Origin of the sequence: Winslowiella iniecta, from assembly GCF_001267535.1 — a bacterium.
In the GTDB taxonomy this organism is placed as follows: Bacteria; Pseudomonadota; Gammaproteobacteria; order Enterobacterales; family Enterobacteriaceae; genus Erwinia; species Erwinia iniecta.
The window spans coordinates 1-21,049 of record NZ_JRXE01000041.1; the positions used below are offsets into that span (position 1 = coordinate 1).

The 21,049-nt window shown below is 50.5% G+C and carries 38 protein-coding genes; 34 read left to right on the forward strand and 4 right to left on the reverse strand.

Features of this window, described 5'->3' with window-relative positions; all coding sequences use genetic code 11:
* The 3 genes from NG42_RS20515 to bfr all read left to right on the forward strand — a co-directional run.
* The coding region (locus NG42_RS20515; RefSeq protein WP_052902720.1) for an elongation factor Tu at nt 1–820 on the forward strand (820 nt) is incomplete at its 5' end.
* A 182-nt stretch (nt 821–1,002) separates the two neighbouring features.
* Nucleotides 1,003–1,197 carry a bacterioferritin-associated ferredoxin gene (gene bfd, locus NG42_RS20520; protein ID WP_052902722.1) on the forward strand — a complete coding sequence of 65 codons (195 nt, stop codon included), beginning with the start codon at nt 1,003–1,005 and terminating at the stop codon, nt 1,195–1,197.
* Nucleotides 1,198–1,281: 84 nt separating this feature from the next.
* Nucleotides 1,282–1,752, forward strand: a complete 471-nt coding sequence (gene bfr / locus NG42_RS20525) for a bacterioferritin (RefSeq protein ID WP_052902724.1) — start codon at nt 1,282–1,284, stop codon at nt 1,750–1,752.
* Here bfr and NG42_RS20530 read toward each other — a convergent pair.
* Nucleotides 1,742–2,524, reverse strand: a complete 783-nt coding sequence (locus NG42_RS20530) for a prepilin peptidase (RefSeq protein WP_052902779.1) — start codon at nt 2,522–2,524, stop codon at nt 1,742–1,744. The genes bfr and NG42_RS20530 overlap by 11 nt on opposite strands.
* 380 nt (nt 2,525–2,904) lie before the next feature.
* On the opposite strand from NG42_RS20530, the gene rpsJ reads away from it, so the two are divergent.
* The 31 genes from rpsJ (at nt 2,905) to NG42_RS20685 (ending at nt 17,778) form a co-directional block, all read left to right on the forward strand.
* Nucleotides 2,905–3,216: a 30S ribosomal protein S10 gene (gene rpsJ / locus NG42_RS20535; protein WP_001181005.1), complete on the forward strand. Its 312-nt coding sequence runs from the start codon at nt 2,905–2,907 to the stop codon at nt 3,214–3,216.
* Nucleotides 3,217–3,248: 32 nt separating this feature from the next.
* Nucleotides 3,249–3,878, forward strand: coding sequence for a 50S ribosomal protein L3 (rplC, locus tag NG42_RS20540; RefSeq protein ID WP_052902726.1), 630 nt, complete (start codon nt 3,249–3,251; stop codon nt 3,876–3,878).
* A 10-nt stretch (nt 3,879–3,888) separates the two neighbouring features.
* Nucleotides 3,889–4,494, forward strand: a complete 606-nt coding sequence (rplD, locus tag NG42_RS20545; RefSeq protein ID WP_052902728.1) for a 50S ribosomal protein L4 — start codon at nt 3,889–3,891, stop codon at nt 4,492–4,494.
* Nucleotides 4,491–4,793, forward strand: coding sequence for a 50S ribosomal protein L23 (gene rplW / locus NG42_RS20550; RefSeq protein ID WP_052902730.1), 303 nt, complete (start codon nt 4,491–4,493; stop codon nt 4,791–4,793). Before rplD ends, rplW begins: the two co-directional genes overlap by 4 nt.
* A gap of 17 nt (nt 4,794–4,810) precedes the next feature.
* The gene (rplB, locus tag NG42_RS20555; protein ID WP_052902731.1) at nt 4,811–5,632 is read left to right on the forward strand and encodes a 50S ribosomal protein L2; all 822 of its coding nucleotides are present in this window, start codon (nt 4,811–4,813) and stop codon (nt 5,630–5,632) included.
* 16 nt (nt 5,633–5,648) lie between these two features.
* On the forward strand, nt 5,649–5,927 hold the full coding sequence (gene rpsS, locus NG42_RS20560; protein ID WP_004929772.1) for a 30S ribosomal protein S19: 279 nt from the start codon (nt 5,649–5,651) through the stop codon (nt 5,925–5,927).
* A 14-nt stretch (nt 5,928–5,941) separates the two neighbouring features.
* Entirely contained in the window at nt 5,942–6,274 is a 333-nt protein-coding gene (rplV, locus tag NG42_RS20565; RefSeq protein ID WP_052902732.1) for a 50S ribosomal protein L22, read from the forward strand.
* Between the two features lie 17 nt (nt 6,275–6,291).
* Entirely contained in the window at nt 6,292–6,990 is a 699-nt protein-coding gene (gene rpsC / locus NG42_RS20570) for a 30S ribosomal protein S3 (protein WP_002919766.1), read from the forward strand.
* A 12-nt stretch (nt 6,991–7,002) separates the two neighbouring features.
* On the forward strand, nt 7,003–7,413 hold the full coding sequence (gene rplP / locus NG42_RS20575; protein WP_015962145.1) for a 50S ribosomal protein L16: 411 nt from the start codon (nt 7,003–7,005) through the stop codon (nt 7,411–7,413).
* Nucleotides 7,413–7,604, forward strand: coding sequence for a 50S ribosomal protein L29 (gene rpmC / locus NG42_RS20580; RefSeq protein ID WP_052902733.1), 192 nt, complete (start codon nt 7,413–7,415; stop codon nt 7,602–7,604). Before rplP ends, rpmC begins: the two co-directional genes overlap by 1 nt.
* The gene (rpsQ, locus tag NG42_RS20585) at nt 7,604–7,858 is read left to right on the forward strand and encodes a 30S ribosomal protein S17 (RefSeq protein WP_017799048.1); all 255 of its coding nucleotides are present in this window, start codon (nt 7,604–7,606) and stop codon (nt 7,856–7,858) included. The genes rpmC and rpsQ overlap by 1 nt, the downstream gene beginning before the upstream one ends.
* 166 nt (nt 7,859–8,024) lie before the next feature.
* Nucleotides 8,025–8,396: a 50S ribosomal protein L14 gene (gene rplN, locus NG42_RS20590; protein ID WP_000613954.1), complete on the forward strand. Its 372-nt coding sequence runs from the start codon at nt 8,025–8,027 to the stop codon at nt 8,394–8,396.
* A 10-nt stretch (nt 8,397–8,406) separates the two neighbouring features.
* Complete coding sequence (gene rplX, locus NG42_RS20595; protein WP_052902735.1) at nt 8,407–8,721, forward strand: 50S ribosomal protein L24; 315 nt, start codon at nt 8,407–8,409, stop codon at nt 8,719–8,721.
* Between the two features lie 14 nt (nt 8,722–8,735).
* Complete coding sequence (gene rplE, locus NG42_RS20600) at nt 8,736–9,275, forward strand: 50S ribosomal protein L5 (RefSeq protein WP_017799046.1); 540 nt, start codon at nt 8,736–8,738, stop codon at nt 9,273–9,275.
* Nucleotides 9,276–9,289: 14 nt separating this feature from the next.
* Entirely contained in the window at nt 9,290–9,595 is a 306-nt protein-coding gene (gene rpsN, locus NG42_RS20605; protein WP_052902737.1) for a 30S ribosomal protein S14, read from the forward strand.
* A 30-nt stretch (nt 9,596–9,625) separates the two neighbouring features.
* Nucleotides 9,626–10,018, forward strand: a complete 393-nt coding sequence (gene rpsH / locus NG42_RS20610; protein WP_052902739.1) for a 30S ribosomal protein S8 — start codon at nt 9,626–9,628, stop codon at nt 10,016–10,018.
* A gap of 12 nt (nt 10,019–10,030) precedes the next feature.
* Nucleotides 10,031–10,564 carry a 50S ribosomal protein L6 gene (rplF, locus tag NG42_RS20615; RefSeq protein WP_052902741.1) on the forward strand — a complete coding sequence of 178 codons (534 nt, stop codon included), beginning with the start codon at nt 10,031–10,033 and terminating at the stop codon, nt 10,562–10,564.
* Nucleotides 10,565–10,573: 9 nt separating this feature from the next.
* Nucleotides 10,574–10,927 (forward strand): 50S ribosomal protein L18, encoded by a 354-nt coding sequence (rplR, locus tag NG42_RS20620; RefSeq protein ID WP_052902743.1) that lies wholly within the window; start codon nt 10,574–10,576, stop codon nt 10,925–10,927.
* 14 nt (nt 10,928–10,941) lie between these two features.
* Entirely contained in the window at nt 10,942–11,442 is a 501-nt protein-coding gene (rpsE, locus tag NG42_RS20625) for a 30S ribosomal protein S5 (RefSeq protein WP_052902745.1), read from the forward strand.
* A 5-nt stretch (nt 11,443–11,447) separates the two neighbouring features.
* Entirely contained in the window at nt 11,448–11,627 is a 180-nt protein-coding gene (gene rpmD, locus NG42_RS20630; RefSeq protein WP_024966590.1) for a 50S ribosomal protein L30, read from the forward strand.
* Between the two features lie 3 nt (nt 11,628–11,630).
* On the forward strand, nt 11,631–12,065 hold the full coding sequence (rplO, locus tag NG42_RS20635; RefSeq protein ID WP_052902747.1) for a 50S ribosomal protein L15: 435 nt from the start codon (nt 11,631–11,633) through the stop codon (nt 12,063–12,065).
* Nucleotides 12,066–12,072: 7 nt separating this feature from the next.
* Entirely contained in the window at nt 12,073–13,395 is a 1,323-nt protein-coding gene (gene secY, locus NG42_RS20640; RefSeq protein WP_052902749.1) for a preprotein translocase subunit SecY, read from the forward strand.
* 40 nt (nt 13,396–13,435) lie between these two features.
* The gene (rpmJ, locus tag NG42_RS20645; protein ID WP_004160566.1) at nt 13,436–13,552 is read left to right on the forward strand and encodes a 50S ribosomal protein L36; all 117 of its coding nucleotides are present in this window, start codon (nt 13,436–13,438) and stop codon (nt 13,550–13,552) included.
* Between the two features lie 143 nt (nt 13,553–13,695).
* On the forward strand, nt 13,696–14,052 hold the full coding sequence (gene rpsM, locus NG42_RS20650; protein WP_052902751.1) for a 30S ribosomal protein S13: 357 nt from the start codon (nt 13,696–13,698) through the stop codon (nt 14,050–14,052).
* A 16-nt stretch (nt 14,053–14,068) separates the two neighbouring features.
* Nucleotides 14,069–14,458 (forward strand): 30S ribosomal protein S11, encoded by a 390-nt coding sequence (rpsK, locus tag NG42_RS20655; RefSeq protein WP_004160563.1) that lies wholly within the window; start codon nt 14,069–14,071, stop codon nt 14,456–14,458.
* Nucleotides 14,459–14,489: 31 nt separating this feature from the next.
* A complete protein-coding gene (gene rpsD, locus NG42_RS20660; protein ID WP_052902753.1) occupies nt 14,490–15,110 on the forward strand; it encodes a 30S ribosomal protein S4 in 621 nt (206 codons plus the stop codon).
* A 25-nt stretch (nt 15,111–15,135) separates the two neighbouring features.
* Nucleotides 15,136–16,125 (forward strand): DNA-directed RNA polymerase subunit alpha, encoded by a 990-nt coding sequence (locus NG42_RS20665; protein WP_017799035.1) that lies wholly within the window; start codon nt 15,136–15,138, stop codon nt 16,123–16,125.
* A 40-nt stretch (nt 16,126–16,165) separates the two neighbouring features.
* Nucleotides 16,166–16,552 (forward strand): 50S ribosomal protein L17, encoded by a 387-nt coding sequence (gene rplQ, locus NG42_RS20670; protein ID WP_052902755.1) that lies wholly within the window; start codon nt 16,166–16,168, stop codon nt 16,550–16,552.
* Between the two features lie 118 nt (nt 16,553–16,670).
* Entirely contained in the window at nt 16,671–17,042 is a 372-nt protein-coding gene (locus tag NG42_RS20675; RefSeq protein ID WP_052902757.1) for a DnaJ family domain-containing protein, read from the forward strand.
* Complete coding sequence (zntR, locus tag NG42_RS20680; protein ID WP_052902758.1) at nt 17,042–17,470, forward strand: Zn(2+)-responsive transcriptional regulator; 429 nt, start codon at nt 17,042–17,044, stop codon at nt 17,468–17,470. Before NG42_RS20675 ends, zntR begins: the two co-directional genes overlap by 1 nt.
* A 53-nt stretch (nt 17,471–17,523) precedes the next feature.
* On the forward strand, nt 17,524–17,778 hold the full coding sequence (locus NG42_RS20685; RefSeq protein WP_053115989.1) for an alternative ribosome-rescue factor A: 255 nt from the start codon (nt 17,524–17,526) through the stop codon (nt 17,776–17,778).
* Here the strand turns inward: NG42_RS20685 and mscL are convergent.
* From mscL to rsmB, 3 genes are all read right to left on the reverse strand, one after another.
* Nucleotides 17,769–18,173: a large-conductance mechanosensitive channel protein MscL gene (gene mscL / locus NG42_RS20690; protein WP_052902759.1), complete on the reverse strand. Its 405-nt coding sequence runs from the start codon at nt 18,171–18,173 to the stop codon at nt 17,769–17,771. The genes NG42_RS20685 and mscL overlap by 10 nt on opposite strands.
* A 131-nt stretch (nt 18,174–18,304) precedes the next feature.
* Entirely contained in the window at nt 18,305–19,681 is a 1,377-nt protein-coding gene (gene trkA, locus NG42_RS20695; protein WP_052902760.1) for a Trk system potassium transporter TrkA, read from the reverse strand.
* Between the two features lie 53 nt (nt 19,682–19,734).
* The gene (rsmB, locus tag NG42_RS20700; protein ID WP_052902761.1) at nt 19,735–21,024 is read right to left on the reverse strand and encodes a 16S rRNA (cytosine(967)-C(5))-methyltransferase RsmB; all 1,290 of its coding nucleotides are present in this window, start codon (nt 21,022–21,024) and stop codon (nt 19,735–19,737) included.
* Nucleotides 21,025–21,049 lie beyond the last annotated feature (25 nt).

Genomic DNA, 21,049 nt, shown 5'->3' on the forward strand with positions numbered 1-21,049 from the left:
GGGTCGCCAGGTTGGCGTTCCTTACATCATCGTGTTCCTGAACAAATGTGACATGGTTGATGATGAAGAGCTGCTGGAACTGGTTGAGATGGAAGTACGTGACCTGCTGTCACAGTACGACTTCCCAGGTGATGACACTCCAATCGTTCACGGTTCTGCTCTGAAAGCGCTGGAAGGCGAAGCAGAGTGGGAAGCTAAGATCGTTGAACTGGCGGGTTACCTGGATTCTTACATCCCTGAGCCAGAGCGTGCGATTGATAAGCCATTCCTGCTGCCTATCGAAGACGTATTCTCCATCTCCGGCCGTGGTACTGTTGTTACCGGTCGTGTAGAGCGCGGTATCGTTAAAGTTGGTGAAGAAGTTGAAATCGTTGGTATCAAAGATACTGCGAAATCTACTTGTACCGGCGTTGAAATGTTCCGCAAACTGCTGGACGAAGGCCGTGCTGGTGAGAACGTTGGTGTTCTGCTGCGTGGTATCAAACGTGAAGACATCGAACGTGGCCAGGTTCTGGCTAAGCCAGGTTCTATTAAGCCTCACACTCAGTTCGAGTCTGAAGTTTATATCCTGTCTAAAGACGAAGGCGGCCGTCATACTCCGTTCTTCAAAGGCTACCGTCCACAGTTCTACTTCCGTACTACTGACGTGACCGGTACCATCGAACTGCCAGAAGGCGTTGAGATGGTGATGCCTGGTGACAACATCAAAATGGTTGTTACCCTGATCCACCCAATCGCGATGGATGACGGTCTGCGTTTCGCAATCCGTGAAGGCGGCCGTACTGTTGGTGCGGGCGTTGTTGCTAAAGTTATCGCTTAATTGCTGATAACCTGAGGTGGTCAGTTTTCATTAACTGACCACTGCAGTAAAAAGAGAGCACTTCGGTGCTCTTTTTTTATGCCTGTAATTTGGGTAAACCTATAAGGTGACGTTCTCGCCGTACTTGTAATAAAAACGATTCGCATTTACACTATGATCAGAAATTGTACTGGAGTTTAGAAATGTACGTCTGCTTGTGTAATGCCGTAAGTGATAAAACTATTCGTGAAGTCGTGCGTCACTATCAGCCAAAATCTATTCAACATCTTCGTCAGTTTGTTCCAGTAGGGAAACAGTGCGGTAAATGCATCCGTGCCGCGCGCGAAATTATGGACGAAGAACTGCAACACGTTCCGCAGTACAAAGAGATCGCCTGATAATACCCATGCTTTTTGTCATGGATTTTTGACTTCCTTCATTCCGCATCTACGCTGTTATTAACTGGAAGCGGAGGAAGCAAAATGAAGGGCGATGTTAAAATCATAAACCATCTCAACAAATTACTGGGTAATGAACTGGTTGCGATAAATCAGTATTTCCTGCATGCGCGAATGTTCAAAAATTGGGGACTGATGCGCCTGAATGATATTGAGTATCACGAGTCAATAGATGAAATGAAGCATGCGGACAAGTACATCGAACGCATTCTTTTTCTTGAAGGCATCCCCAATTTGCAGGATCTCGGCAGGCTACGCATTGGCGAAGATGTTGAGGAGATACTGAAATCAGATTTAGTGCTGGAACTGGAAGGTGCCAAAGATCTGCGTGAGGCCATCGCCTATGCAGACAAGGTTCATGACTACGTCAGTCGCGATATGATGATCGAAATCCTTGCGGATGAAGAGCACCACATCGACTTCCTTGAGACCGAACTCGATCTGATTCAGAAAATCGGCGTTCAGAATTACCTGCAGTCACAAATTAAACAATAAAACTAAACCAGTCAGATTCCCCATGTTGAGCGATAAGCAGCGACCATCCAGCAACTGACAGGCAGGGTCCGAACGGTTGCCGGATGGTTTTTTGCCCCTTCAGCCGGCTTACCAGCCAGACGACAATCCCGATAAGCGCCGCCAGCGTGGCGATCAAGGGTAGCGATAGCCAGCCGGTCCATGCACCCAGCGCGGCAAAAAATTTCGCATCGCCCAGTCCCATCCCATCCTGCTTTCGTAACCAAAGATAGATCTCGTTAAGCCCCCGAAAACTGAGATAGCCGCATATCGCGCCAGCTACGGCTTGTTGCAGATGCAGTGGGGAGAGTTGCCAGTTAAACAGCAGTCCGCACCAGAGCAGCGGCAGTGTTATCGCATCCGGCAGTAACAGATGGCGCCGGTCAATTTCGCTCAGAACCAGAACTGCGCAACTGAACAGGGTTAACCATGCGAACAGGGCAGGGGGCGGGCAACTGAAGGCAATCAATGCCAGCAACAGAGCAGTACCTGACTCGAGATAGTAAGGGTAGCGCGAAATGGGTTGATGACAATAACGGCAACAACCGCGCAGTATCACCCAGCTTAACAGCGGTACTAAATCGCGCAGCGCCAGTCTGTGACCACACATGGAGCAGGCAGAAGCGGGATGGCAAATACGCGCCAGCCAGCGACGCCCATCGGCATCAACCGGAAAACGTTCAATCACCAGACAGAGAAAACTGCCCAGAATGGCGCCTGCCAGCAGCGCCGCTATAATCAGCCACTCATCCATAAGTTTCTCCCATTCGCTGTCCGCCAGCATAGGGCGCGAAAAGCTGCGCTGTCACTGGCGCAATCGCTGAACTGGAAAGCAGCGCACAAGCGGATTGCGCAATTAATGTAACTGTCAGGATTTATTTGCACCCGCTTCCAGATGTCAGAGATCAATCACGGAATATGGGTTGCTTCATGAGCAGAATTACGTATAATACGCCGGCCTGTGATATATAGCAGGCGCGATTCAATCAGAGTCGCACGGCGGATGCTTCGGCATCTGGCCAGACAATACTCCCAATTGGGGGGTTATGTACTGAACGATTACACTCCTCCATCAATCGTAATGGATGTGGGTAGTAATTTTTTTCGTTTATAAATAATTGGAGCTCTGGTCTCATGCAGAACCAAAGAATCCGTATCCGTCTTAAAGCGTTTGATCATCGTCTGATCGATCAATCAACTGCGGAAATCGTTGAGACTGCCAAGCGCACTGGTGCGCAGGTTCGTGGTCCAATCCCGCTGCCGACCCGCAAAGAGCGCTTTACCGTTCTGATCTCCCCGCACGTCAACAAAGACGCGCGTGATCAGTACGAGATTCGCACTCACAAGCGTCTGGTTGACATCGTTGAGCCAACTGAGAAAACGGTTGATGCTCTGATGCGTCTGGATCTGGCTGCCGGTGTTGACGTGCAGATCAGCCTGGGTTAATCAGGTCATTGAGCGATTGAGAGGTTGAAACAATGATTGGTTTAGTCGGTAAAAAAGTGGGCATGACCCGCATCTTCACTGAAGATGGCGTTTCTATCCCAGTAACCGTGATCGAAATTGAAGCAAACCGCGTTACTCAGGTCAAAGGCCTGGAAAACGACGGTTACACTGCTATCCAGGTAACTACCGGTGCTAAAAAAGCAAACCGTGTAACTAAGCCTGAAGCAGGTCATTTTGCTAAAGCTGGTGTTGAAGCTGGCCGTGGTCTGTGGGAATTCCGTACTGCTGAAGGCGAAGAATTCACCGTAGGTCAGAGCATTAATGTCGATATTTTCACTGAAGTGAAAAAAGTTGACGTGACTGGTACATCTAAAGGTAAAGGTTTTGCCGGTACTGTTAAGCGCTGGAACTTCCGTACTCAGGATGCTACCCACGGTAACTCCTTGTCTCACCGCGTTCCGGGTTCTATCGGTCAGAACCAGACTCCGGGCAAAGTGTTTAAAGGCAAGAAAATGGCAGGACAGCTGGGTAATGAGCGCGTAACCGTTCAGAGCCTTGACGTTGTGCGTGTTGACGCTGAGCGCAACCTGCTGCTGGTTAAAGGTGCAGTTCCCGGTGCTACCGGTAGCGACCTGATCGTTAAACCAGCTGTGAAGGCGTAAGGGGATAGCCATGGAATTAGTATTGAAAGACGCGCAAAGCGCGCTGACTGTTTCCGAAACTACCTTCGGTCGTGATTTCAACGAAGCGCTGGTACACCAGGTTGTTGTTGCTTATGCAGCAGGTGCCCGTCAAGGTACCCGTGCTCAGAAGACCCGTGCTGAAGTAACTGGTTCCGGTAAAAAGCCGTTTCGTCAGAAAGGCACCGGCCGTGCGCGTGCGGGTACTGTAAAAAGCCCAATCTGGCGCTCAGGTGGTGTGACCTTCGCTGCGAAGCCACAGGACCACAGTCAAAAAGTTAACAAAAAGATGTACCGCGGCGCGCTGAAAAGCATCCTGTCCGAACTGGTACGTCAAGAACGTCTGATCGTTGTCGAGCAGTTCTCTCTGGAAGCACCTAAAACTAAGTTGCTGGTAGAGAAGCTGAAAGACATGGCTCTGGCAGATGTGCTGATCATCACTGGCGAACTGGAAGAGAACCTGTTCCTGGCCGCGCGTAACCTGTACAAGGTTGACGTTCGTGATGCAGCGGGCATTGACCCAGTTAGCCTGATCGCCTTCGACAAAGTCGTTATGACTGCTGACGCAGTTAAGCAAGTTGAGGAGATGCTGGCATGATCCGTGAAGAACGTCTGCTGAAAGTACTGCGCGCGCCGCACGTATCTGAAAAAGCATCTGCTGCGATGGAAAAAACCAACACCATCGTTCTCAAAGTTGCTAAAGACGCGACCAAAGCAGAAATCAAAGCCGCTGTTCAGAAACTTTTCGAAGTTGAAGTTGAAGTCGTGAATACCCTGTTAGTTAAAGGGAAATCAAAACGTCACGGACAGCGTATTGGTCGTCGTAGCGACTGGAAAAAAGCTTACGTCACCCTGAAAGAAGGCCAGAATCTGGACTTCGTCGGCGGCGCTGAGTAAGTCGGAGGAGAAGAACAATGGCAATTGTTAAATGTAAACCGACATCTCCGGGTCGTCGTCACGTAGTTAAAGTGGTGAACCCAGAGCTGCACAAGGGCAAACCATTTGCCCCGCTGGTAGAAAAAAACAGCAAATCCGGTGGCCGTAACAACAATGGTCGCATCACTACCCGTCATATCGGTGGTGGTCACAAGCAGGCTTACCGTATTGTTGACTTCAAACGCAACAAAGACGGTATCCCGGCAACTGTTGAACGTCTTGAGTACGATCCGAACCGCTCCGCGAACATCGCGCTGGTTCTGTACAAAGATGGCGAGCGCCGTTATATCCTGGCCCCTAAAGGCCTGAAAGCTGGCGACCAGATTCAGTCTGGCGTTGATGCTGCGATTAAAGCGGGTAACACCCTGCCGATGCGTAACATCCCAGTGGGTTCTACCGTACACAACGTAGAAATGAAACCAGGCAAAGGCGGTCAGATTGCTCGCTCTGCTGGTGCTTACGTGCAGATCGTTGCGCGTGAAGGTTCCTACGTTACCCTGCGTCTGCGTTCAGGTGAAATGCGTAAAGTCGAATTAGACTGCCGCGCGACCCTGGGCGAAGTCGGCAACGCTGAGCACATGCTGCGCGTTCTGGGTAAAGCCGGTGCAACTCGTTGGCGTGGTGTTCGTCCTACCGTTCGCGGTACTGCGATGAACCCAGTCGATCACCCGCACGGTGGTGGTGAAGGTCGTAACTTTGGTAAGCACCCGGTAACCCCGTGGGGCGTTCAGACCAAAGGTAAGAAGACCCGTAGCAACAAGCGTACTGATAAATTTATCGTACGTCGCCGTAGCAAATAATTTTAGAGGATAAGCCATGCCACGTTCTCTCAAGAAAGGTCCTTTTATTGACCTGCACTTGCTGAAGAAGGTAGAGAAAGCGGTGGAAAGCGGTGACAAGAAGCCCCTGCGCACTTGGTCCCGTCGTTCAACGATCTTTCCTAACATGATCGGTTTGACCATCGCTGTCCATAATGGTCGTCAGCACGTTCCAGTCTTTGTTTCCGACGAAATGGTTGGTCACAAACTGGGTGAATTTGCGCCGACTCGTACTTATCGCGGACACGCGGCCGACAAAAAAGCCAAGAAACGCTAAGGCAGGAGGAAGAGATGGAAACTTTAGCTCAACATCGCCACGCTCGTTCTTCTGCTCAAAAGGTTCGCCTGGTGGCTGACCTTGTACGCGGTAAGAAAGTGTCGCAGGCTCTGGACATTCTGACCTACACCAATAAGAAAGCGGCTGTACTGGTCAAGAAAGTTCTGGAATCTGCCATTGCTAACGCCGAACACAACGATGGCGCTGACATTGATGATCTGAAAGTCACGAAAATCTTCGTCGACGAAGGCCCAAGCATGAAGCGCATTATGCCGCGTGCAAAAGGTCGTGCAGATCGCATCCTGAAGCGCACCAGCCACATTACTGTGGTTGTGTCCGATCGCTGAGACTCTGGAGACTAGCAATGGGTCAGAAAGTACATCCTAATGGTATTCGACTGGGTATTGTTAAACCCTGGAACTCTACCTGGTTCGCCAATACCAAAGAATTCGCTGACAACCTGGACAGCGATTTTAAAGTCCGTCAGTTCCTGACTAAAGAACTGGCTAAAGCGTCCGTATCTCGTATCGTTATCGAGCGCCCAGCTAAGAGCATCCGTGTGACTATTCACACTGCTCGCCCTGGCATCGTGATCGGTAAGAAAGGCGAAGACGTAGAAAAACTGCGCAAGGTCGTAGCGGATATCGCTGGCGTTCCTGCACAGATCAATATCGCCGAAGTCCGTAAACCGGAACTGGACGCTAAATTGGTTGCTGACAGCATCACTTCACAGCTGGAGCGTCGTGTGATGTTCCGTCGTGCTATGAAGCGTGCTGTACAGAACGCAATGCGTCTGGGCGCTAAAGGGATTAAAGTTGAAGTTAGTGGCCGTCTGGGCGGTGCAGAAATCGCGCGTACTGAATGGTACCGTGAAGGCCGCGTGCCATTGCACACCCTGCGTGCTGACATTGACTACAACACCTCTGAAGCGCACACCACTTATGGTGTAATCGGCGTTAAGGTATGGATCTTCAAAGGTGAGATCCTGGGTGGTATGGCTGCTGTTGAACAACCGGAACCGGCTGCTCAACCTAAAAAGCAGCAGCGTAAAGGCCGTAAGTAAGGAGAGTCGCTGATGTTACAACCAAAGCGTACAAAATTCCGTAAAGTGCACAAAGGCCGCAACCGTGGTCTGGCGCAGGGTACGGATGTTAGCTTCGGTACTTTCGGTCTGAAAGCTGTTGGCCGTGGTCGTCTGACTGCACGTCAGATCGAAGCAGCACGTCGTGCTATGACCCGTGCAGTTAAGCGTCAAGGTAAGATCTGGATCCGTGTATTCCCGGACAAACCGATCACCGAGAAGCCGCTGGAAGTGCGTATGGGTAAAGGTAAAGGTAACGTGGAGTATTGGGTTGCCTTGATCCAGCCTGGTAAAGTCCTGTATGAAATGGACGGCGTATCAGAAGAGCTGGCCCGTGAAGCATTCAAGCTGGCAGCAGCAAAACTGCCTATCAAAACCACCTTTGTAACTAAGACGGTGATGTAATGAAAGCAACAGAGCTGCGTGAAAAAAGCGTTGAAGAGCTGAACACTGAGCTGCTTAATCTGCTGCGTGAGCAGTTTAACCTGCGCATGCAGACAGCATCCGGCCAGCTGCAACAGAGTCATCTGTTGAAGCAAGTGCGTCGTGATGTTGCACGTGTTAAGACTTTACTGACTGAGAAGGCGGGTGCGTAATGACCGATAAAATCCGTACTCTGCAAGGTCGTGTCCTGAGTGACAAAATGGAGAAATCCATCGTTGTTGCGATTGAACGTTTTGTGAAACACCCGATCTACGGTAAATTCATCAAGCGTACGACCAAACTGCACGTACACGACGAGAACAATGAATGTGGTATCGGCGACGTGGTTGAAATCCGCGAATGCCGTCCACTGTCCAAGACTAAGTCATGGACTCTGGTTCGCGTTGTAGAGAAAGCGATTCTGTAATAGAATTAGCCCTCTTTAAAAATAAAATGAACGGCTCTGTCGAGCCGTTCATTTTTTCTACCCATATGCGAGATCCGGTGTTATAATGCCGCGCCCTCAATTATGGGGCTTTCTAACGACCTGTATCAGGTCCCGAAGTAGTAGTTGACATTAGCGGAGCACTAAAATGATCCAAGAACAGACTATGCTGAACGTCGCCGACAACTCCGGTGCACGTCGCGTAATGTGTATCAAGGTTCTGGGTGGCTCGCACCGTCGCTACGCAGGCGTAGGCGACATCATCAAAATTACCATCAAGGAAGCAATTCCTCGCGGTAAGGTTAAGAAGGGTGATGTGCTGAAGGCGGTAGTGGTGCGCACCAAGAAGGGTGTTCGTCGCCCGGACGGTTCTGTCATTCGCTTCGATGGTAATGCATGCGTTATTTTAAACAATAACAGCGAGCAACCTATCGGTACGCGTATTTTTGGGCCGGTAACTCGTGAACTTCGTAATGAAAAGTTCATGAAAATTATCTCTCTGGCACCAGAAGTACTCTAAGGAGCGAGCAATGGCAGCTAAAATCCGTCGCGATGACGAAGTTATCGTGCTGACCGGTAAAGATAAAGGTAAGCGCGGTAAAGTTAAGAATGTCCTGTCTTCTGGTAAGGTCATTGTTGAAGGTATCAACCTGGTTAAGAAACATCAGAAGCCGGTTCCGGCCCTGAACCAACCAGGTGGCATCGTTGAAAAGGAAGCTGCTCTGCAGATTTCTAACGTTGCACTCTTCAATACGGCAACCGGCAAGGCTGACCGTGTAGGCTTTAGATTCGAAGACGGCAAAAAAGTCCGTTTCTTCAAGTCTAACAGCGAAACTATCAAGTAATTTGGAGTAGTACGATGGCGAAACTGCATGATTACTACAAAGACGAGGTAGTCCAAAAACTCATGACTGAGTTTGGCTACAATTCTGTCATGCAAGTCCCTCGGGTCGAGAAGATCACCCTGAACATGGGTGTTGGTGAAGCGATCGCTGACAAGAAACTGCTGGATAACGCAGCAGCTGACCTGACAGCAATCTCCGGTCAAAAGCCGTTGATCACCAAAGCACGCAAATCAGTTGCAGGCTTCAAAATCCGTCAGGGCTATCCGATCGGCTGTAAAGTGACTCTGCGTGGCGAGCGCATGTGGGAGTTCTTTGAGCGTCTGATTTCTATTGCTGTTCCACGTATCCGTGACTTCCGTGGCTTGTCCGCTAAGTCATTCGATGGCCGTGGTAACTACAGCATGGGCGTTCGTGAGCAGATCATCTTCCCAGAAATCGACTATGACAAAGTCGATCGCGTTCGTGGTTTGGATATTACCATTACCACTACTGCGAAATCTGACGATGAAGGCCGTGCTCTGCTGGCTGCCTTTGACTTCCCGTTCCGCAAGTAAGGTAGGGTTACTTCATGGCTAAGCAATCGATGAAGGCACGCGAAGTCGTTCGCGTAAAACTGGCTGATAAATACCGCGCTAAACGCGAGGAATTGAAAGCTATCATCTCTAGTGTGAACTCATCCGACGAAGATCGTTGGAATGCTGTTCTTAAGCTGCAGACTCTGCCGCGTGATTCCAGCCCGTCCCGTCAGCGTAACCGCTGCCGCCAAACTGGCCGTCCACATGGTTATGTGGGCAAATTCGGGTTGAGCCGTATTAAGCTTCGTGAAGCCGCTATGCGCGGTGAAGTACCTGGCTTGAAAAAGGCTAGCTGGTAATTACCAATTGAATCACGGGAGTAAAGACAGATGAGCATGCAAGATCCGATCGCGGATATGCTGACCCGTATCCGTAACGGTCAGGCCGCGAACAAAGTTGCGGTCACCATGCCTTCCTCCAAGCTAAAAGTGGCAATTGCCAACGTGCTGAAGGAAGAAGGATATATTGAAGAATTTAAAATCGAAGGCGACACCAAGCCAGAACTGGAACTGACTCTTAAGTATTTCCAGGGCAAGGCTGTGGTAGAGAGCATTCAACGTGTAAGCCGTCCAGGTCTGCGTATTTATAAGCGCAAAGACGAACTGCCTAAAGTTATGGCAGGACTGGGTATTGCCGTTGTTTCTACCTCTAAAGGTGTTATGACTGATCGTGCAGCGCGCCAGGCAGGTCTTGGTGGCGAAATTATCTGCTACGTAGCTTAATCGGAGGAATAAATGTCTCGTGTTGCTAAAGCACCAGTCGTGATTCCTGCCGGCGTAGAGGTAAAACTCAACGGTCAGGTAATTTCGATTAAAGGTAAAAACGGCGAGCTGACTCGTACTATCAATGATGCTGTTGAAATTAAGCATGCTGACAACGCTCTGACTTTCGCTCCGCGCGAAGGTTTTGTTGATGGCTGGGCGCAGGCGGGTACTTCTCGCGCGCTGCTTAACGCAATGGTTATCGGTGTTACCGAAGGCTTCACTAAGAAGCTGCAGCTGGTTGGTGTAGGTTATCGTGCGGCCGTTAAAGGCAACTCGGTGAGTTTAGCTCTTGGCTTCTCTCATCCAGTTGACCACGAGCTGCCAGCGGGAATCACTGCTGAATGTCCGACTCAGACTGAAATCGTGCTCAAGGGCGCTGATAAACAGTTGATCGGCCAGGTTGCAGCTGACATCCGCGCCTACCGTCGTCCTGAGCCTTATAAAGGCAAGGGTGTTCGTTACGCCGACGAAGTCGTGCGTACCAAAGAGGCTAAGAAGAAGTAAGGTAACACTATGGATAAGAAATCTGCTCGTATCCGTCGTGCGACCCGCGCACGTCGCAAGCTCAAAGAGCTGGGTGCAACTCGCCTGGTAGTACATCGTACTCCGCGTCATATTTACGCACAGGTCATTGCTCCGAACGGTTCTGAAGTTTTGGTTGCTGCTTCTACTGTAGAAAAAGCTATCACTGAACAACTGAAGTATACCGGCAACAAAGACGCTGCGGCTGCTGTGGGTAAAGCACTGGCTGAACGCGCTCTCGAAAAAGGCATCAAAGATGTTTCTTTCGACCGTTCCGGTTTCCAATATCATGGTCGCGTCCAGGCACTGGCAGATGCTGCTCGTGAAGCTGGCCTTCAGTTCTAAGGTAGAGGTGTAAGATGGCACACATCGAGAAACAAGCTGGCGAACTGCAGGAAAAGCTGATCGCGGTAAACCGTGTATCTAAAACTGTTAAAGGTGGTCGTATTTTCTCCTTCACAGCACTGACTGTGGTAGGTGACGGTAACGGTCGCATCGGTTTTGGTTACGGCAAAGCGCGTGAAGTTCCAGCAGCGATCCAGAAAGCGATGGAAAAAGCCCGTCGCAATATGATTAACGTCGCGCTGACCAACGGCACCCTGCAACACCCTGTTAAAGGTGTTCACACGGGTTCCCGCGTGTTCATGCAGCCGGCTTCAGAAGGTACTGGTATCATCGCCGGTGGTGCAATGCGCGCCGTTCTGGAAGTCGCTGGGGTTCATAACGTACTGGCTAAAGCCTATGGTTCCACCAACCCGATCAACGTGGTTCGTGCAACTCTGGATGGCCTGGCGAATATGAATTCCCCGGAAATGGTCGCTGCCAAGCGTGGTAAATCCGTTGAAGAAATTCTGGGGTAATGACCATGGCAAAGACTATTAAAATTACTCAAACCCGCAGTGCAATCGGTCGTCTGCCGAAACACAAGGCAACGCTGCTTGGCCTGGGTCTGCGTCGTATTAACCACACCGTAGAGCGTGAAGACACGCCAGCTGTACGCGGTATGGTTAACGCGATTTCCTACATGGTTAAAGTGGAGGAGTAACAGATGCGTTTAAATACTCTGTCTCCGGCCGAAGGGTCTAAACACGCACCGAAGCGTCTGGGTCGTGGTATTGGTTCTGGCCTCGGTAAAACCGGTGGTCGTGGTCACAAAGGTCAGAACTCTCGTTCTGGCGGTGGCGTACGTCGCGGTTTCGAAGGTGGTCAGATGCCTCTGTACCGCCGTCTGCCGAAATTCGGTTTCACCTCTCGCAAAGCAATGGTTACGGCAGAAGTTCGTCTGTCTGACCTGGCGAAAGTTGAAGGCGGGATCGTCGACCTGAACACGCTGAAAGCGGCTAACATTATCGGTATTCAGATTGAATTCGCTAAAGTTATTCTGTCTGGCGAAGTCTCTGCACCGGTAACGGTTCGCGGTCTGCGTGTCACTAAAGGCGCTCGTGCTGCAATCGAAGCTGCTGGCGGTAAAATTGAGGAATAAGTAGCAGATGGCTAAGCAACCGGGATTAGATTTTCAAAGTGCCAAGGGTGGTTTTGGCGAACTAAAACGCAGACTTCTGTTTGTAATTGGTGCGCTGATTGTCTTCCGCATTGGCTCTTTTATTCCGATCCCTGGTATCGATGCCACTGTACTTGCCAAACTGCTTGAGCAACAGCGTGGCACCATCATTGAAATGTTTAACATGTTCTCTGGTGGTGCTCTGAGCCGTGCTTCTATTTTTGCTCTGGGTATCATGCCGTATATTTCGGCATCGATTATTATCCAGCTGCTGACGGTGGTTCATCCCGCCCTGGCAGAGATCAAGAAAGAAGGGGAGGCTGGCCGTCGTAAGATTAGCCAGTACACCCGTTACGGTACTCTGGTATTGGCCATATTTCAGTCTATCGGTATTGCTACCGGTCTGCCGAATATGCCTGGAATGCAGGGCCTGGTGTTAAACCCAGGCTTCCCATTCTACTTTACCGCTGTTGTGAGTCTGGTTACCGGGACAATGTTCCTGATGTGGCTGGGCGAACAGATTACTGAACGAGGTATCGGTAACGGTATCTCGATCATTATCTTCGCTGGTATTGTTGCGGGATTGCCGCCGGCCATTGGCCATACCATCGAGCAAGCGCGGCAAGGCGACCTGCACTTCCTCCTGTTGCTGTTGGTTGCAGTTCTCGTATTTGCAGTGACCTTCTTCGTTGTTTTCGTTGAGCGTGGTCAACGCCGCATTGTGGTGAACTATGCGAAACGTCAGCAAGGCCGTCGCGTCTATGCTGCGCAGAGCACACACTTACCGTTGAAAGTGAACATGGCCGGTGTAATCCCTGCTATCTTTGCTTCCAGCATCATCCTGTTCCCGGCGACAATTGCGTCCTGGTTCGGTGGTGGTACCGGTTGGAACTGGCTGACTACAATTTCGATGTATTTACAGCCAGGACAGCCGTTGTATGTGTTACTCTATGCGACTGCAATCATCTTCTTCTGTTTCTTCTACACGGCGTTGGTTTTCAACCCGCGTGAAACAGCAGATAACCTGAAGAAGTCTGGTGCATTTGTACCAGGAATTCGTCCGGGAGAGCAAACGGCGAAGTACATCGATAAAGTAATGACTCGCCTGACCTTGGTCGGTGCACTGTACATTACTTTCATCTGCCTAATCCCGGAGTTCATGCGTGATGCGATGAAAGTTCCATTCTACTTCGGCGGTACATCACTGCTGATTGTAGTCGTTGTCATCATGGACTTTATGGCTCAAGTGCAAACTCTGATGATGTCTAGTCAATACGAGTCTGCATTGAAGAAAGCAAACCTGAAAGGCTAATGCCATTATTCAGGCGCTTGAGAAGTTACGGAGAGTAAAAATGAAAGTTCGTGCTTCCGTCAAGAAATTATGTCGTAACTGCAAAATCATCCGTCGCGACGGTGTTGTGCGTGTGATTTGCAGTGCCGAGCCAAAGCATAAACAGCGCCAAGGCTGATTTTCACATATTTTTCTTGCAAAGTCGGGTTGAGCTGGCTAGATTAGCCAGCCAATCTTTTGTATGTCTATGCGTTTCCATTTGAGTATCCTGAAAACGGGCTTTTCAGCATGGGGCGCATATTTGAATAGTAGGAGTGCATAGTGGCCCGTATAGCAGGCATTAACATTCCTGATCAGAAACACACCGTTATCGCATTAACTTCGATCTACGGTATCGGCAAGACTCGCTCCCAGGCCATCTGCGCCTCTGCGGGTATCGCTGAAGATGTTAAGATCAGAGAGCTGTCTGAAGAACAAATTGACACGCTGCGTGATGAAGTTGCAAAGTTCGTCGTTGAAGGCGATCTGCGTCGTGAAGTCACCCTGAGCATCAAGCGTCTGATGGACCTTGGTTGCTATCGTGGTTTGCGTCATCGTCGTGGTCTTCCGGTTCGCGGTCAGCGTACCAAGACCAACGCACGTACCCGTAAGGGTCCGCGTAAACCGATCAAGAAATAATCGGGGTGATTGAATAATGGCAAAGGCACCAGTTCGTGCACGTAAGCGTGTAAGAAAACAAGTCTCTGACGGCGTGGCTCATGTCCATGCTTCTTTTAACAACACCATCGTTACTATTACTGATCGTCAGGGTAACGCACTGGGTTGGGCAACTGCCGGTGGTTCCGGTTTCCGTGGTTCTCGTAAATCTACGCCGTTCGCTGCGCAGGTCGCTGCAGAACGTTGCGCAGAAGCCGTGAAAGATTACGGTATCAAGAACCTGGAAGTTATGGTTAAGGGTCCGGGTCCAGGCCGCGAATCAACGATTCGTGCTCTGAACGCCGCTGGTTTCCGCATCACTAATATTACTGATGTGACTCCGATCCCTCACAACGGTTGTCGTCCGCCGAAAAAACGTCGCGTATAACGCACGTTTTTAGGAATGTTGGAGAAAGAAAATGGCAAGATATTTGGGTCCTAAGCTCAAGCTGAGCCGTCGCGAGGGTACAGACCTGTTCCTTAAGTCTGGCGTTCGCGCGATTGATACCAAGTGTAAGATTGAACAAGCTCCTGGCCAGCACGGTGCGCGTAAACCGCGTCTGTCTGACTATGGTGTGCAGTTGCGTGAAAAGCAGAAAGTTCGCCGTATGTACGGTGTTCTGGAGCGTCAGTTCCGTAACTATTACAAAGAAGCAGCACGTCTGAAAGGCAACACCGGTGAAAACCTGTTGGCTCTGCTGGAAGGTCGTCTGGATAACGTAGTTTACCGTATGGGCTTTGGCGCTACTCGTGCAGAAGCACGTCAGCTGGTTAGCCATAAATCTGTTATGGTAAACGGCCGCGTTGTCAGCATCGCTTCTTATCAGGTAACTCCGAATGACGTTGTTAGCATCCGTGAGAAAGCCAAAAAGCAGTCTCGCGTTAAAGCCGCTCTGGAGCTGGCTGAGCAGCGTGAAAAGCCAACCTGGCTGGAAGTTGATGCGACTAAGATGGAAGGTGTGTTCAAACGTATTCCTGAACGTACCGATCTGTCTGCGGACATTAACGAACACCTGATCGTCGAGCTTTACTCCAAGTAAAGCTTAGTACCAAAGAGAGGACACAATGCAGGGTTCTGTGACAGAGTTTCTAAAACCGCGCCTGGTAGATATCGAGCAAGTCAGTTCGACGCACGCCAAGGTGACCCTTGAGCCTTTAGAGCGTGGCTTTGGCCATACTCTTGGTAACGCACTGCGCCGTATTCTGCTTTCATCCATGCCGGGTTGCGCGGTGACCGAGGTTGAAATTGATGGTGTACTGCATGAGTACAGCACCAAAGAGGGCGTACAGGAAGATATCCTGGAAATCCTTCTCAACCTGAAAGGGCTTGCGGTAAGAGTTCAAGGCAAAGATGAAGTTATTCTTACCCTGAATAAATCTGGCATTGGCCCTGTGACTGCAGCCGATATCACCCATGATGGTGATGTCGAAATCGTCAAGCCGCAGCACGTGATCTGCCACCTGACCGATGAGAACGCAGCGATTAATATGCGTATCAAAGTTCAGCGCGGTCGCGGTTATGTGCCGGCTTCTGCCCGAATTCATTCGGAAGAAGATGAGCGCCCGATCGGTCGTCTGTTAGTCGACGCCTGCTATAGCCCTGTAGACCGTATAGCCTACAATGTTGAAGCAGCGCGTGTTGAACAGCGTACTGACCTGGACAAGCTGGTCATCGAAATGGAAACCAACGGCACTATTGATCCTGAAGAAGCGATCCGCCGTGCGGCAACCATCCTGGCAGAACAACTTGAAGCTTTCGTTGACTTACGTGATGTACGTCAGCCGGAAGTTAAAGAAGAGAAACCAGAATTCGATCCGATCCTGCTGCGCCCTGTTGACGATCTGGAATTGACTGTCCGCTCTGCTAACTGCCTTAAGGCAGAAGCTATCCACTACATCGGTGATCTGGTACAGCGTACCGAGGTTGAGCTGCTTAAAACGCCTAACCTTGGTAAAAAATCTCTTACCGAGATTAAAGATGTGCTGGCATCACGTGGTCTGTCTCTGGGCATGCGCCTGGAAAACTGGCCACCAGCTAGCATTGCTGATGAATAACCCGATCACAGGTTAAGGTTTCACTGAGAAGGATAAGGTCATGCGCCATCGTAAGAGTGGTCGTCAACTGAACCGCAACAGCAGCCATCGTCAGGCTATGTTCCGCAACATGGCTGGCTCTTTGGTTCGTCATGAGATCATCAAGACGACCCTGCCGAAAGCGAAAGAGCTGCGTCGCGTAGTTGAGCCGCTGATTACTCTTGCCAAGACCGACAGCGTAGCTAATCGTCGTCTGGCATTCGCCCGTACTCGTGATAACGAGATCGTGGCAAAACTGTTTAACGAGCTGGGCCCGCGTTTCGCGAGCCGTGCCGGTGGTTACACTCGCATTCTGAAGTGTGGCTTCCGCGCTGGTGACAACGCTCCGATGGCTTACATCGAGCTGGTTGATCGTCCAGAGCTGCAAGCAGAAGCTGCTGCAGAGTAATCTGTAGCAACGTAGAAAAACCGGGCTTGCCCGGTTTTTTTATATCCAAAATTCCTCGTACTTCCCATCCGATATTTGGTTATGCTATCCATAATTCACTTCTGCAAAGGAGAAGATGATGTGGTTAATCGACCAGCTCGTTGAACAACATATCCGTGAAGCTCAGGCCGCAGGCGAACTTGACCAGCTTCCAGGCCAGGGAAAACCATTGATCCTTGATGACGACAGCCATGTTCCGCCAGAACTGCGCACTTCATATCGCCTGTTGAAAAACGCCGGCTATTTACCCCCTGAACTGGAAATGAAACGTGAAGCGATCGAACTGGATTCTTTGCTGCAATCGCTCGATCCTGGGGATCAACGTTACCAGCCTGGACTTAAGCGCTTAACGCTGCTGGAAATGAAATTGAAGCAGGCAGGTATGACGACCGCTTTTCTGAATGGTGAATACCGGCATCATTTAAAACACCGCTTTGCGGAGGATAAATAATGTATCGCATTGGACAACTGGCCAGGCTGGCGGACGTTACCCCGGACACTATCCGCTATTACGAAAAACAGCAGATGATGGAACACGAGGTGAGAACCGAAGGGGGATTTCGTCTCTACACCGAGAGAGATCTTCAGCGGCTCAAATTCATTCGCTATGGACGGCAGCTGGGCTTTACTCTTGATTCGATTCGCGAGCTGTTGTCGATTCGTATCGATCCTGCACAGCACACTTGCCACGAGTCAAAAACTATCGTGCAGAAACGGCTGAGTGAAGTGGAAGGGATGATTGCTGAGCTGCAACATATGCAGCGTTCGCTTAAACGGCTGAATGATGCCTGTTGTGGCACCGATCACAGCAGCGCTTATTGCTCAATTCTCGAAGCCTTAGAGCAGGGCGCGACCACCATTCATGCGAAAGCCGATTGAAAATCAGGCAAATCGGGCCTATATTCTTCACTTCAATCACAAAGGAAAATACCATGACCGTCTATCAGCATAAAAAAGGCAAGATACGCGATAACGCTATCGAGGCGTTACTTCATGACCCACTGTTTAAACCGCGCATTGAAGTGAATCAAAAAGGGAAAGGCAGTTATCGACGTAAAGATAAGCATGCAGGGAAAGGTAACTGGGAGGCCAGTGGTAAAAAAGCAAAGCAGATTTTTACCACTGGCCTTCTGGTTTCAGGCGAAAAAAAACCGTCTTGCGACGGCTTTTTTTGCGTTTACGGCTGATTGTTTTGTTGCTTCAGCAGATCGCGGATTTCAGTAAGCAGAACTTCTTGCGCCGGAGTTTTGGCTGGCGCAGCCTCTTTCTTCTTGTGCATCTTGTTCATCAGTTTAATTGCCATAAAGATAGCAAAAGCCACAATCACAAAATCAAACACGGTCTGAATAAACACGCCGTACTGCATAACTACTGCTGGAGTTTCACCGACAGCAGGTTTCAGCACCCATTCAAACTGTTTAAAATCCACACCGCCAATCAGTAATCCCAGCGGCGGCATAATGATATTTGCGACCAGTGACGAGACGATCTTACCGAACGCTGCACCAATAATTACACCCACTGCCAGATCGACGACGTTGCCACGCATCGCAAAGTCGCGAAACTCTTTGAATAAACTCATTGTTATCTCCATTCCTGTGCCAATGGCTAAAGTCTAACAAACGATTCACCTTTTGCCATCGCCTTGGCGTAATTAGGCGAATAATCACCGCGAATAATGCACAGGCAGCAAGCCGTGCTGCCCATATAACGCTATAGAAAGAAAGGACTGGGCTGGAACAGACGTTCCACGTCAGGCACAAACTTCTTATCTGTCAGGAACATAATGACATGGTCGCCCTGCTCAATACGCAGATTGTCATTGGCAATCATCACATCATCGCCGCGCACTACAGCACCAATGATGGTTCCAGGCGGCAGTTTAATATCATCAATTAAGCGGCCAACAACCCGCGAAGTACTTTCGTCACCATGGGCAATGGCTTCGATAGCTTCGGCGATGCCACGGCGTAGCGAAGAAACACTGACAATATCGGCTTTACGCACGTGACCCAACAACGCGGAAATGGTGGCTTGCTGTGGAGAGATGGCAATATCGATCACGCTTCCCTGAACCAGGTCGACGTAGGCTTTACGCTGGATCAGCACCATCACCTTTTTTGCTCCCATCTTTTTCGCCAGCATGGCTGACATGATGTTAGCTTCATCATCATTGGTGACAGCAATAAACAGGTCCACCTGCTCAATATGCTCTTCTGCCAGCAGCTCCTGGTCAGAAGCATCGCCATAAAACACGATGGTATCTTGCAATTGCTCGGCCAGCTCGGCCGCACGTTGCTGATTACGCTCGATCAGTTTAACGCTGTAATTCTTCTCCAGCCGTTGTGCCAGACCGAATCCGATATTACCGCCACCGACCAGCATAATGCGTTTATAAGGTTTTTCAAGGCGTTGCAGCTCACTCATCACCGCCCGAATATGCTGACTGGCGGCAATAAAGAACACTTCATCGCCTGCTTCAACAATGGTTGAACCCTGCGGGCGGATGGGGCGATCCTGGCGAAAAATGGCGGCAACCCGGGTATCGATATGCGGCATATGCTCACGCATAATCGACAGCGCGTTGCCGACCAACGGCCCGCCGTAATAGGCTTTTACCACCGCCAGACTGACTTTACCTTCGGCGAAATTCACCACCTGCAATGCGCCTGGATATTCGATCAGACGATAAATATTGTCGATTACCAGCTGCTCAGGCGCGATGAGGTGATCGATAGGCACCGCTTCGGGAAGAAACAGTTTATCCGCATCGCGGATATAGTCAGGCGCACGAATACGCGCGATGCGGTTTGGCGTATTAAACAGAGAGTAGGCGACCTGGCAGGCAATCATATTGGTTTCATCCGAGCTGGTCACTGCGACCAGCATATCGGCATCTTCCGCTCCGGCTTCCCGTAAAACTCTGGGGTGTGAGCCGTGCCCCTGCACCACGCGCAGATCGAATTTATCCTGCAACTGACGCAGACGTACGCCATCGGTATCCACCACCGTAATATCGTTGTTTTCGCCAACGAGATTTTCCGCCAGTGTTCCGCCTACCTGTCCGGCACCCAGAATGATTATTTTCATCGTCGTTTCAGCTTATTCCGTGATTAAGTCCGGCTGCCTGCGCAGCCGGATAATCAATTTTTTATCAGCTTAGCGTAAAAGAAACCATCCCCACCTTGCGGATGTGGGAATACTTGCAGACCTGGCTGCGTGCCATCAGCAATTGGCTGAAGTTTCGCATCAGGGTGACGACTGAGAAAGGCGCTGACCTGTTGATGATTCTCTTCCGGCAGAATGGAGCAGGTTGCGTACAGTAGTGTGCCGCCGGACTTCAGCTTCGGCCAAACCGCATCAAGGATTTCCTGCTGCAGCGCCGCCAGTTCAGCGATATCACGATCGCGACGCAACCATTTAATATCAGGATGACGTCGGATGACACCGGTCGCTGAGCAAGGAGCATCAAGTAAAATACGATCAAACTGCATGCCTTCGGCCCACTGTTCCGGGTGGCGGCCATCGCCTGATTTTACCGTCGCATTCATACCAAGACGGGCGAGGTTCTCATTGACTCGTGCCAGGCGTTGTTCATCAATATCCACCGCCATCACTTTAGCCTCAGGTGCAGCTTCAAGAATATGGGTGGTTTTACCGCCGGGCGCTGCACACAGGTCGAGGATCGATTCGCCGTTTTGCGGATCAAGCAGTGCGATACAACCCTGCGCCGAGGCATCCTGAACCGTTACCCAGCCTTTATCAAAACCTGGCAACTGGCTTACCGGGCACGGAGAATCGAGACGCAGCGCGTCGCGGTGTTCAGGATGGGCTTCGGCTTCTTTACCCGACTCCTGTAGCAGCGCCAGCCAGGCATCGCGGCTGTGATGTTGACGGTTAACGCGCAGCCACATCGGTGGACGCTGGTTATTTGCCTCGACGATTTGCTGCCAGTTGTCTGGCCATGCGCGCTGTAAACGTTCCAGCAGCCACTTCGGATGCAGGTACTTATGCGGGCCATCATTCATTTCCAGCATCAGTGCTTCCTGCTGGCGCTGGAACTGACGCAGTACGCCGTTAATCAAACCTTTCAGCGCCTGACGCTTAAGCACCACTGCGCCTTCAACAGTTTCGGCCAGCGCAGCATGTGCCGGAATGCGGGTATACATTAACTGATACAGGCCGACCATAATCAGGAAGTGGATAGTGCGCTGCTTGCCGGTCATCGGACGCGACATCAGTTTATTAATAATCCACTGCAGCTGAGGCAATGTACGCAGCACGCCGAAACAGAGCTCCTGCAGCAGGGCGCTATCTTTTTCGGATAATGACTTTTGCGTCGCGGGCAGGACATTGCTGAGTGATTGTCCCTGCTCAACAACGCGCTCAATAGCTTGTGCCGCAAGGCTGCGGAGATTGGTCTGTTTTTTCATTATTAGGGTCGTCACTAAACAAAAG

What these genes read in the sequence shown, in the direction of transcription:
- rplP (WP_015962145.1), top strand. Translation starts at nt 7,003, where the DNA reads ATGTTACAACCAAAGCGTACAAAATTCCGTAAAGTGCACAAAGGCCGC.
- NG42_RS20685 (WP_053115989.1), top strand. Translation starts at nt 17,524, where the DNA reads ATGACCGTCTATCAGCATAAAAAAGGCAAGATACGCGATAACGCTATC.
- bfr (WP_052902724.1), top strand. Translation starts at nt 1,282, where the DNA reads ATGAAGGGCGATGTTAAAATCATAAACCATCTCAACAAATTACTGGGT.
- rplV (WP_052902732.1), top strand. Translation starts at nt 5,942, where the DNA reads ATGGAAACTTTAGCTCAACATCGCCACGCTCGTTCTTCTGCTCAAAAG.
- rpsN (WP_052902737.1), top strand. Translation starts at nt 9,290, where the DNA reads ATGGCTAAGCAATCGATGAAGGCACGCGAAGTCGTTCGCGTAAAACTG.
- rplC (WP_052902726.1), top strand. Translation starts at nt 3,249, where the DNA reads ATGATTGGTTTAGTCGGTAAAAAAGTGGGCATGACCCGCATCTTCACT.
- rpmD (WP_024966590.1), top strand. Translation starts at nt 11,448, where the DNA reads ATGGCAAAGACTATTAAAATTACTCAAACCCGCAGTGCAATCGGTCGT.
- rpsJ (WP_001181005.1), top strand. Translation starts at nt 2,905, where the DNA reads ATGCAGAACCAAAGAATCCGTATCCGTCTTAAAGCGTTTGATCATCGT.
- rpsD (WP_052902753.1), top strand. Translation starts at nt 14,490, where the DNA reads ATGGCAAGATATTTGGGTCCTAAGCTCAAGCTGAGCCGTCGCGAGGGT.
- NG42_RS20530 (WP_052902779.1), bottom strand. Translation starts at nt 2,524, where the DNA reads ATGGATGAGTGGCTGATTATAGCGGCGCTGCTGGCAGGCGCCATTCTG.
- rplO (WP_052902747.1), top strand. Translation starts at nt 11,631, where the DNA reads ATGCGTTTAAATACTCTGTCTCCGGCCGAAGGGTCTAAACACGCACCG.
- zntR (WP_052902758.1), top strand. Translation starts at nt 17,042, where the DNA reads ATGTATCGCATTGGACAACTGGCCAGGCTGGCGGACGTTACCCCGGAC.
- rpmJ (WP_004160566.1), top strand. Translation starts at nt 13,436, where the DNA reads ATGAAAGTTCGTGCTTCCGTCAAGAAATTATGTCGTAACTGCAAAATC.
- rpsQ (WP_017799048.1), top strand. Translation starts at nt 7,604, where the DNA reads ATGACCGATAAAATCCGTACTCTGCAAGGTCGTGTCCTGAGTGACAAA.
- rpsS (WP_004929772.1), top strand. Translation starts at nt 5,649, where the DNA reads ATGCCACGTTCTCTCAAGAAAGGTCCTTTTATTGACCTGCACTTGCTG.
- rsmB (WP_052902761.1), bottom strand. Translation starts at nt 21,024, where the DNA reads ATGAAAAAACAGACCAATCTCCGCAGCCTTGCGGCACAAGCTATTGAG.
- secY (WP_052902749.1), top strand. Translation starts at nt 12,073, where the DNA reads ATGGCTAAGCAACCGGGATTAGATTTTCAAAGTGCCAAGGGTGGTTTT.
- rpsH (WP_052902739.1), top strand. Translation starts at nt 9,626, where the DNA reads ATGAGCATGCAAGATCCGATCGCGGATATGCTGACCCGTATCCGTAAC.
- rplQ (WP_052902755.1), top strand. Translation starts at nt 16,166, where the DNA reads ATGCGCCATCGTAAGAGTGGTCGTCAACTGAACCGCAACAGCAGCCAT.
- rplB (WP_052902731.1), top strand. Translation starts at nt 4,811, where the DNA reads ATGGCAATTGTTAAATGTAAACCGACATCTCCGGGTCGTCGTCACGTA.
- trkA (WP_052902760.1), bottom strand. Translation starts at nt 19,681, where the DNA reads ATGAAAATAATCATTCTGGGTGCCGGACAGGTAGGCGGAACACTGGCG.
- rpsE (WP_052902745.1), top strand. Translation starts at nt 10,942, where the DNA reads ATGGCACACATCGAGAAACAAGCTGGCGAACTGCAGGAAAAGCTGATC.
- rpsK (WP_004160563.1), top strand. Translation starts at nt 14,069, where the DNA reads ATGGCAAAGGCACCAGTTCGTGCACGTAAGCGTGTAAGAAAACAAGTC.
- rpsC (WP_002919766.1), top strand. Translation starts at nt 6,292, where the DNA reads ATGGGTCAGAAAGTACATCCTAATGGTATTCGACTGGGTATTGTTAAA.
- rplF (WP_052902741.1), top strand. Translation starts at nt 10,031, where the DNA reads ATGTCTCGTGTTGCTAAAGCACCAGTCGTGATTCCTGCCGGCGTAGAG.
- rplN (WP_000613954.1), top strand. Translation starts at nt 8,025, where the DNA reads ATGATCCAAGAACAGACTATGCTGAACGTCGCCGACAACTCCGGTGCA.
- rpmC (WP_052902733.1), top strand. Translation starts at nt 7,413, where the DNA reads ATGAAAGCAACAGAGCTGCGTGAAAAAAGCGTTGAAGAGCTGAACACT.
- bfd (WP_052902722.1), top strand. Translation starts at nt 1,003, where the DNA reads ATGTACGTCTGCTTGTGTAATGCCGTAAGTGATAAAACTATTCGTGAA.
- rplD (WP_052902728.1), top strand. Translation starts at nt 3,889, where the DNA reads ATGGAATTAGTATTGAAAGACGCGCAAAGCGCGCTGACTGTTTCCGAA.
- NG42_RS20665 (WP_017799035.1), top strand. Translation starts at nt 15,136, where the DNA reads ATGCAGGGTTCTGTGACAGAGTTTCTAAAACCGCGCCTGGTAGATATC.
- rplR (WP_052902743.1), top strand. Translation starts at nt 10,574, where the DNA reads ATGGATAAGAAATCTGCTCGTATCCGTCGTGCGACCCGCGCACGTCGC.
- mscL (WP_052902759.1), bottom strand. Translation starts at nt 18,173, where the DNA reads ATGAGTTTATTCAAAGAGTTTCGCGACTTTGCGATGCGTGGCAACGTC.
- rplE (WP_017799046.1), top strand. Translation starts at nt 8,736, where the DNA reads ATGGCGAAACTGCATGATTACTACAAAGACGAGGTAGTCCAAAAACTC.
- rplX (WP_052902735.1), top strand. Translation starts at nt 8,407, where the DNA reads ATGGCAGCTAAAATCCGTCGCGATGACGAAGTTATCGTGCTGACCGGT.
- rplW (WP_052902730.1), top strand. Translation starts at nt 4,491, where the DNA reads ATGATCCGTGAAGAACGTCTGCTGAAAGTACTGCGCGCGCCGCACGTA.
- NG42_RS20675 (WP_052902757.1), top strand. Translation starts at nt 16,671, where the DNA reads ATGTGGTTAATCGACCAGCTCGTTGAACAACATATCCGTGAAGCTCAG.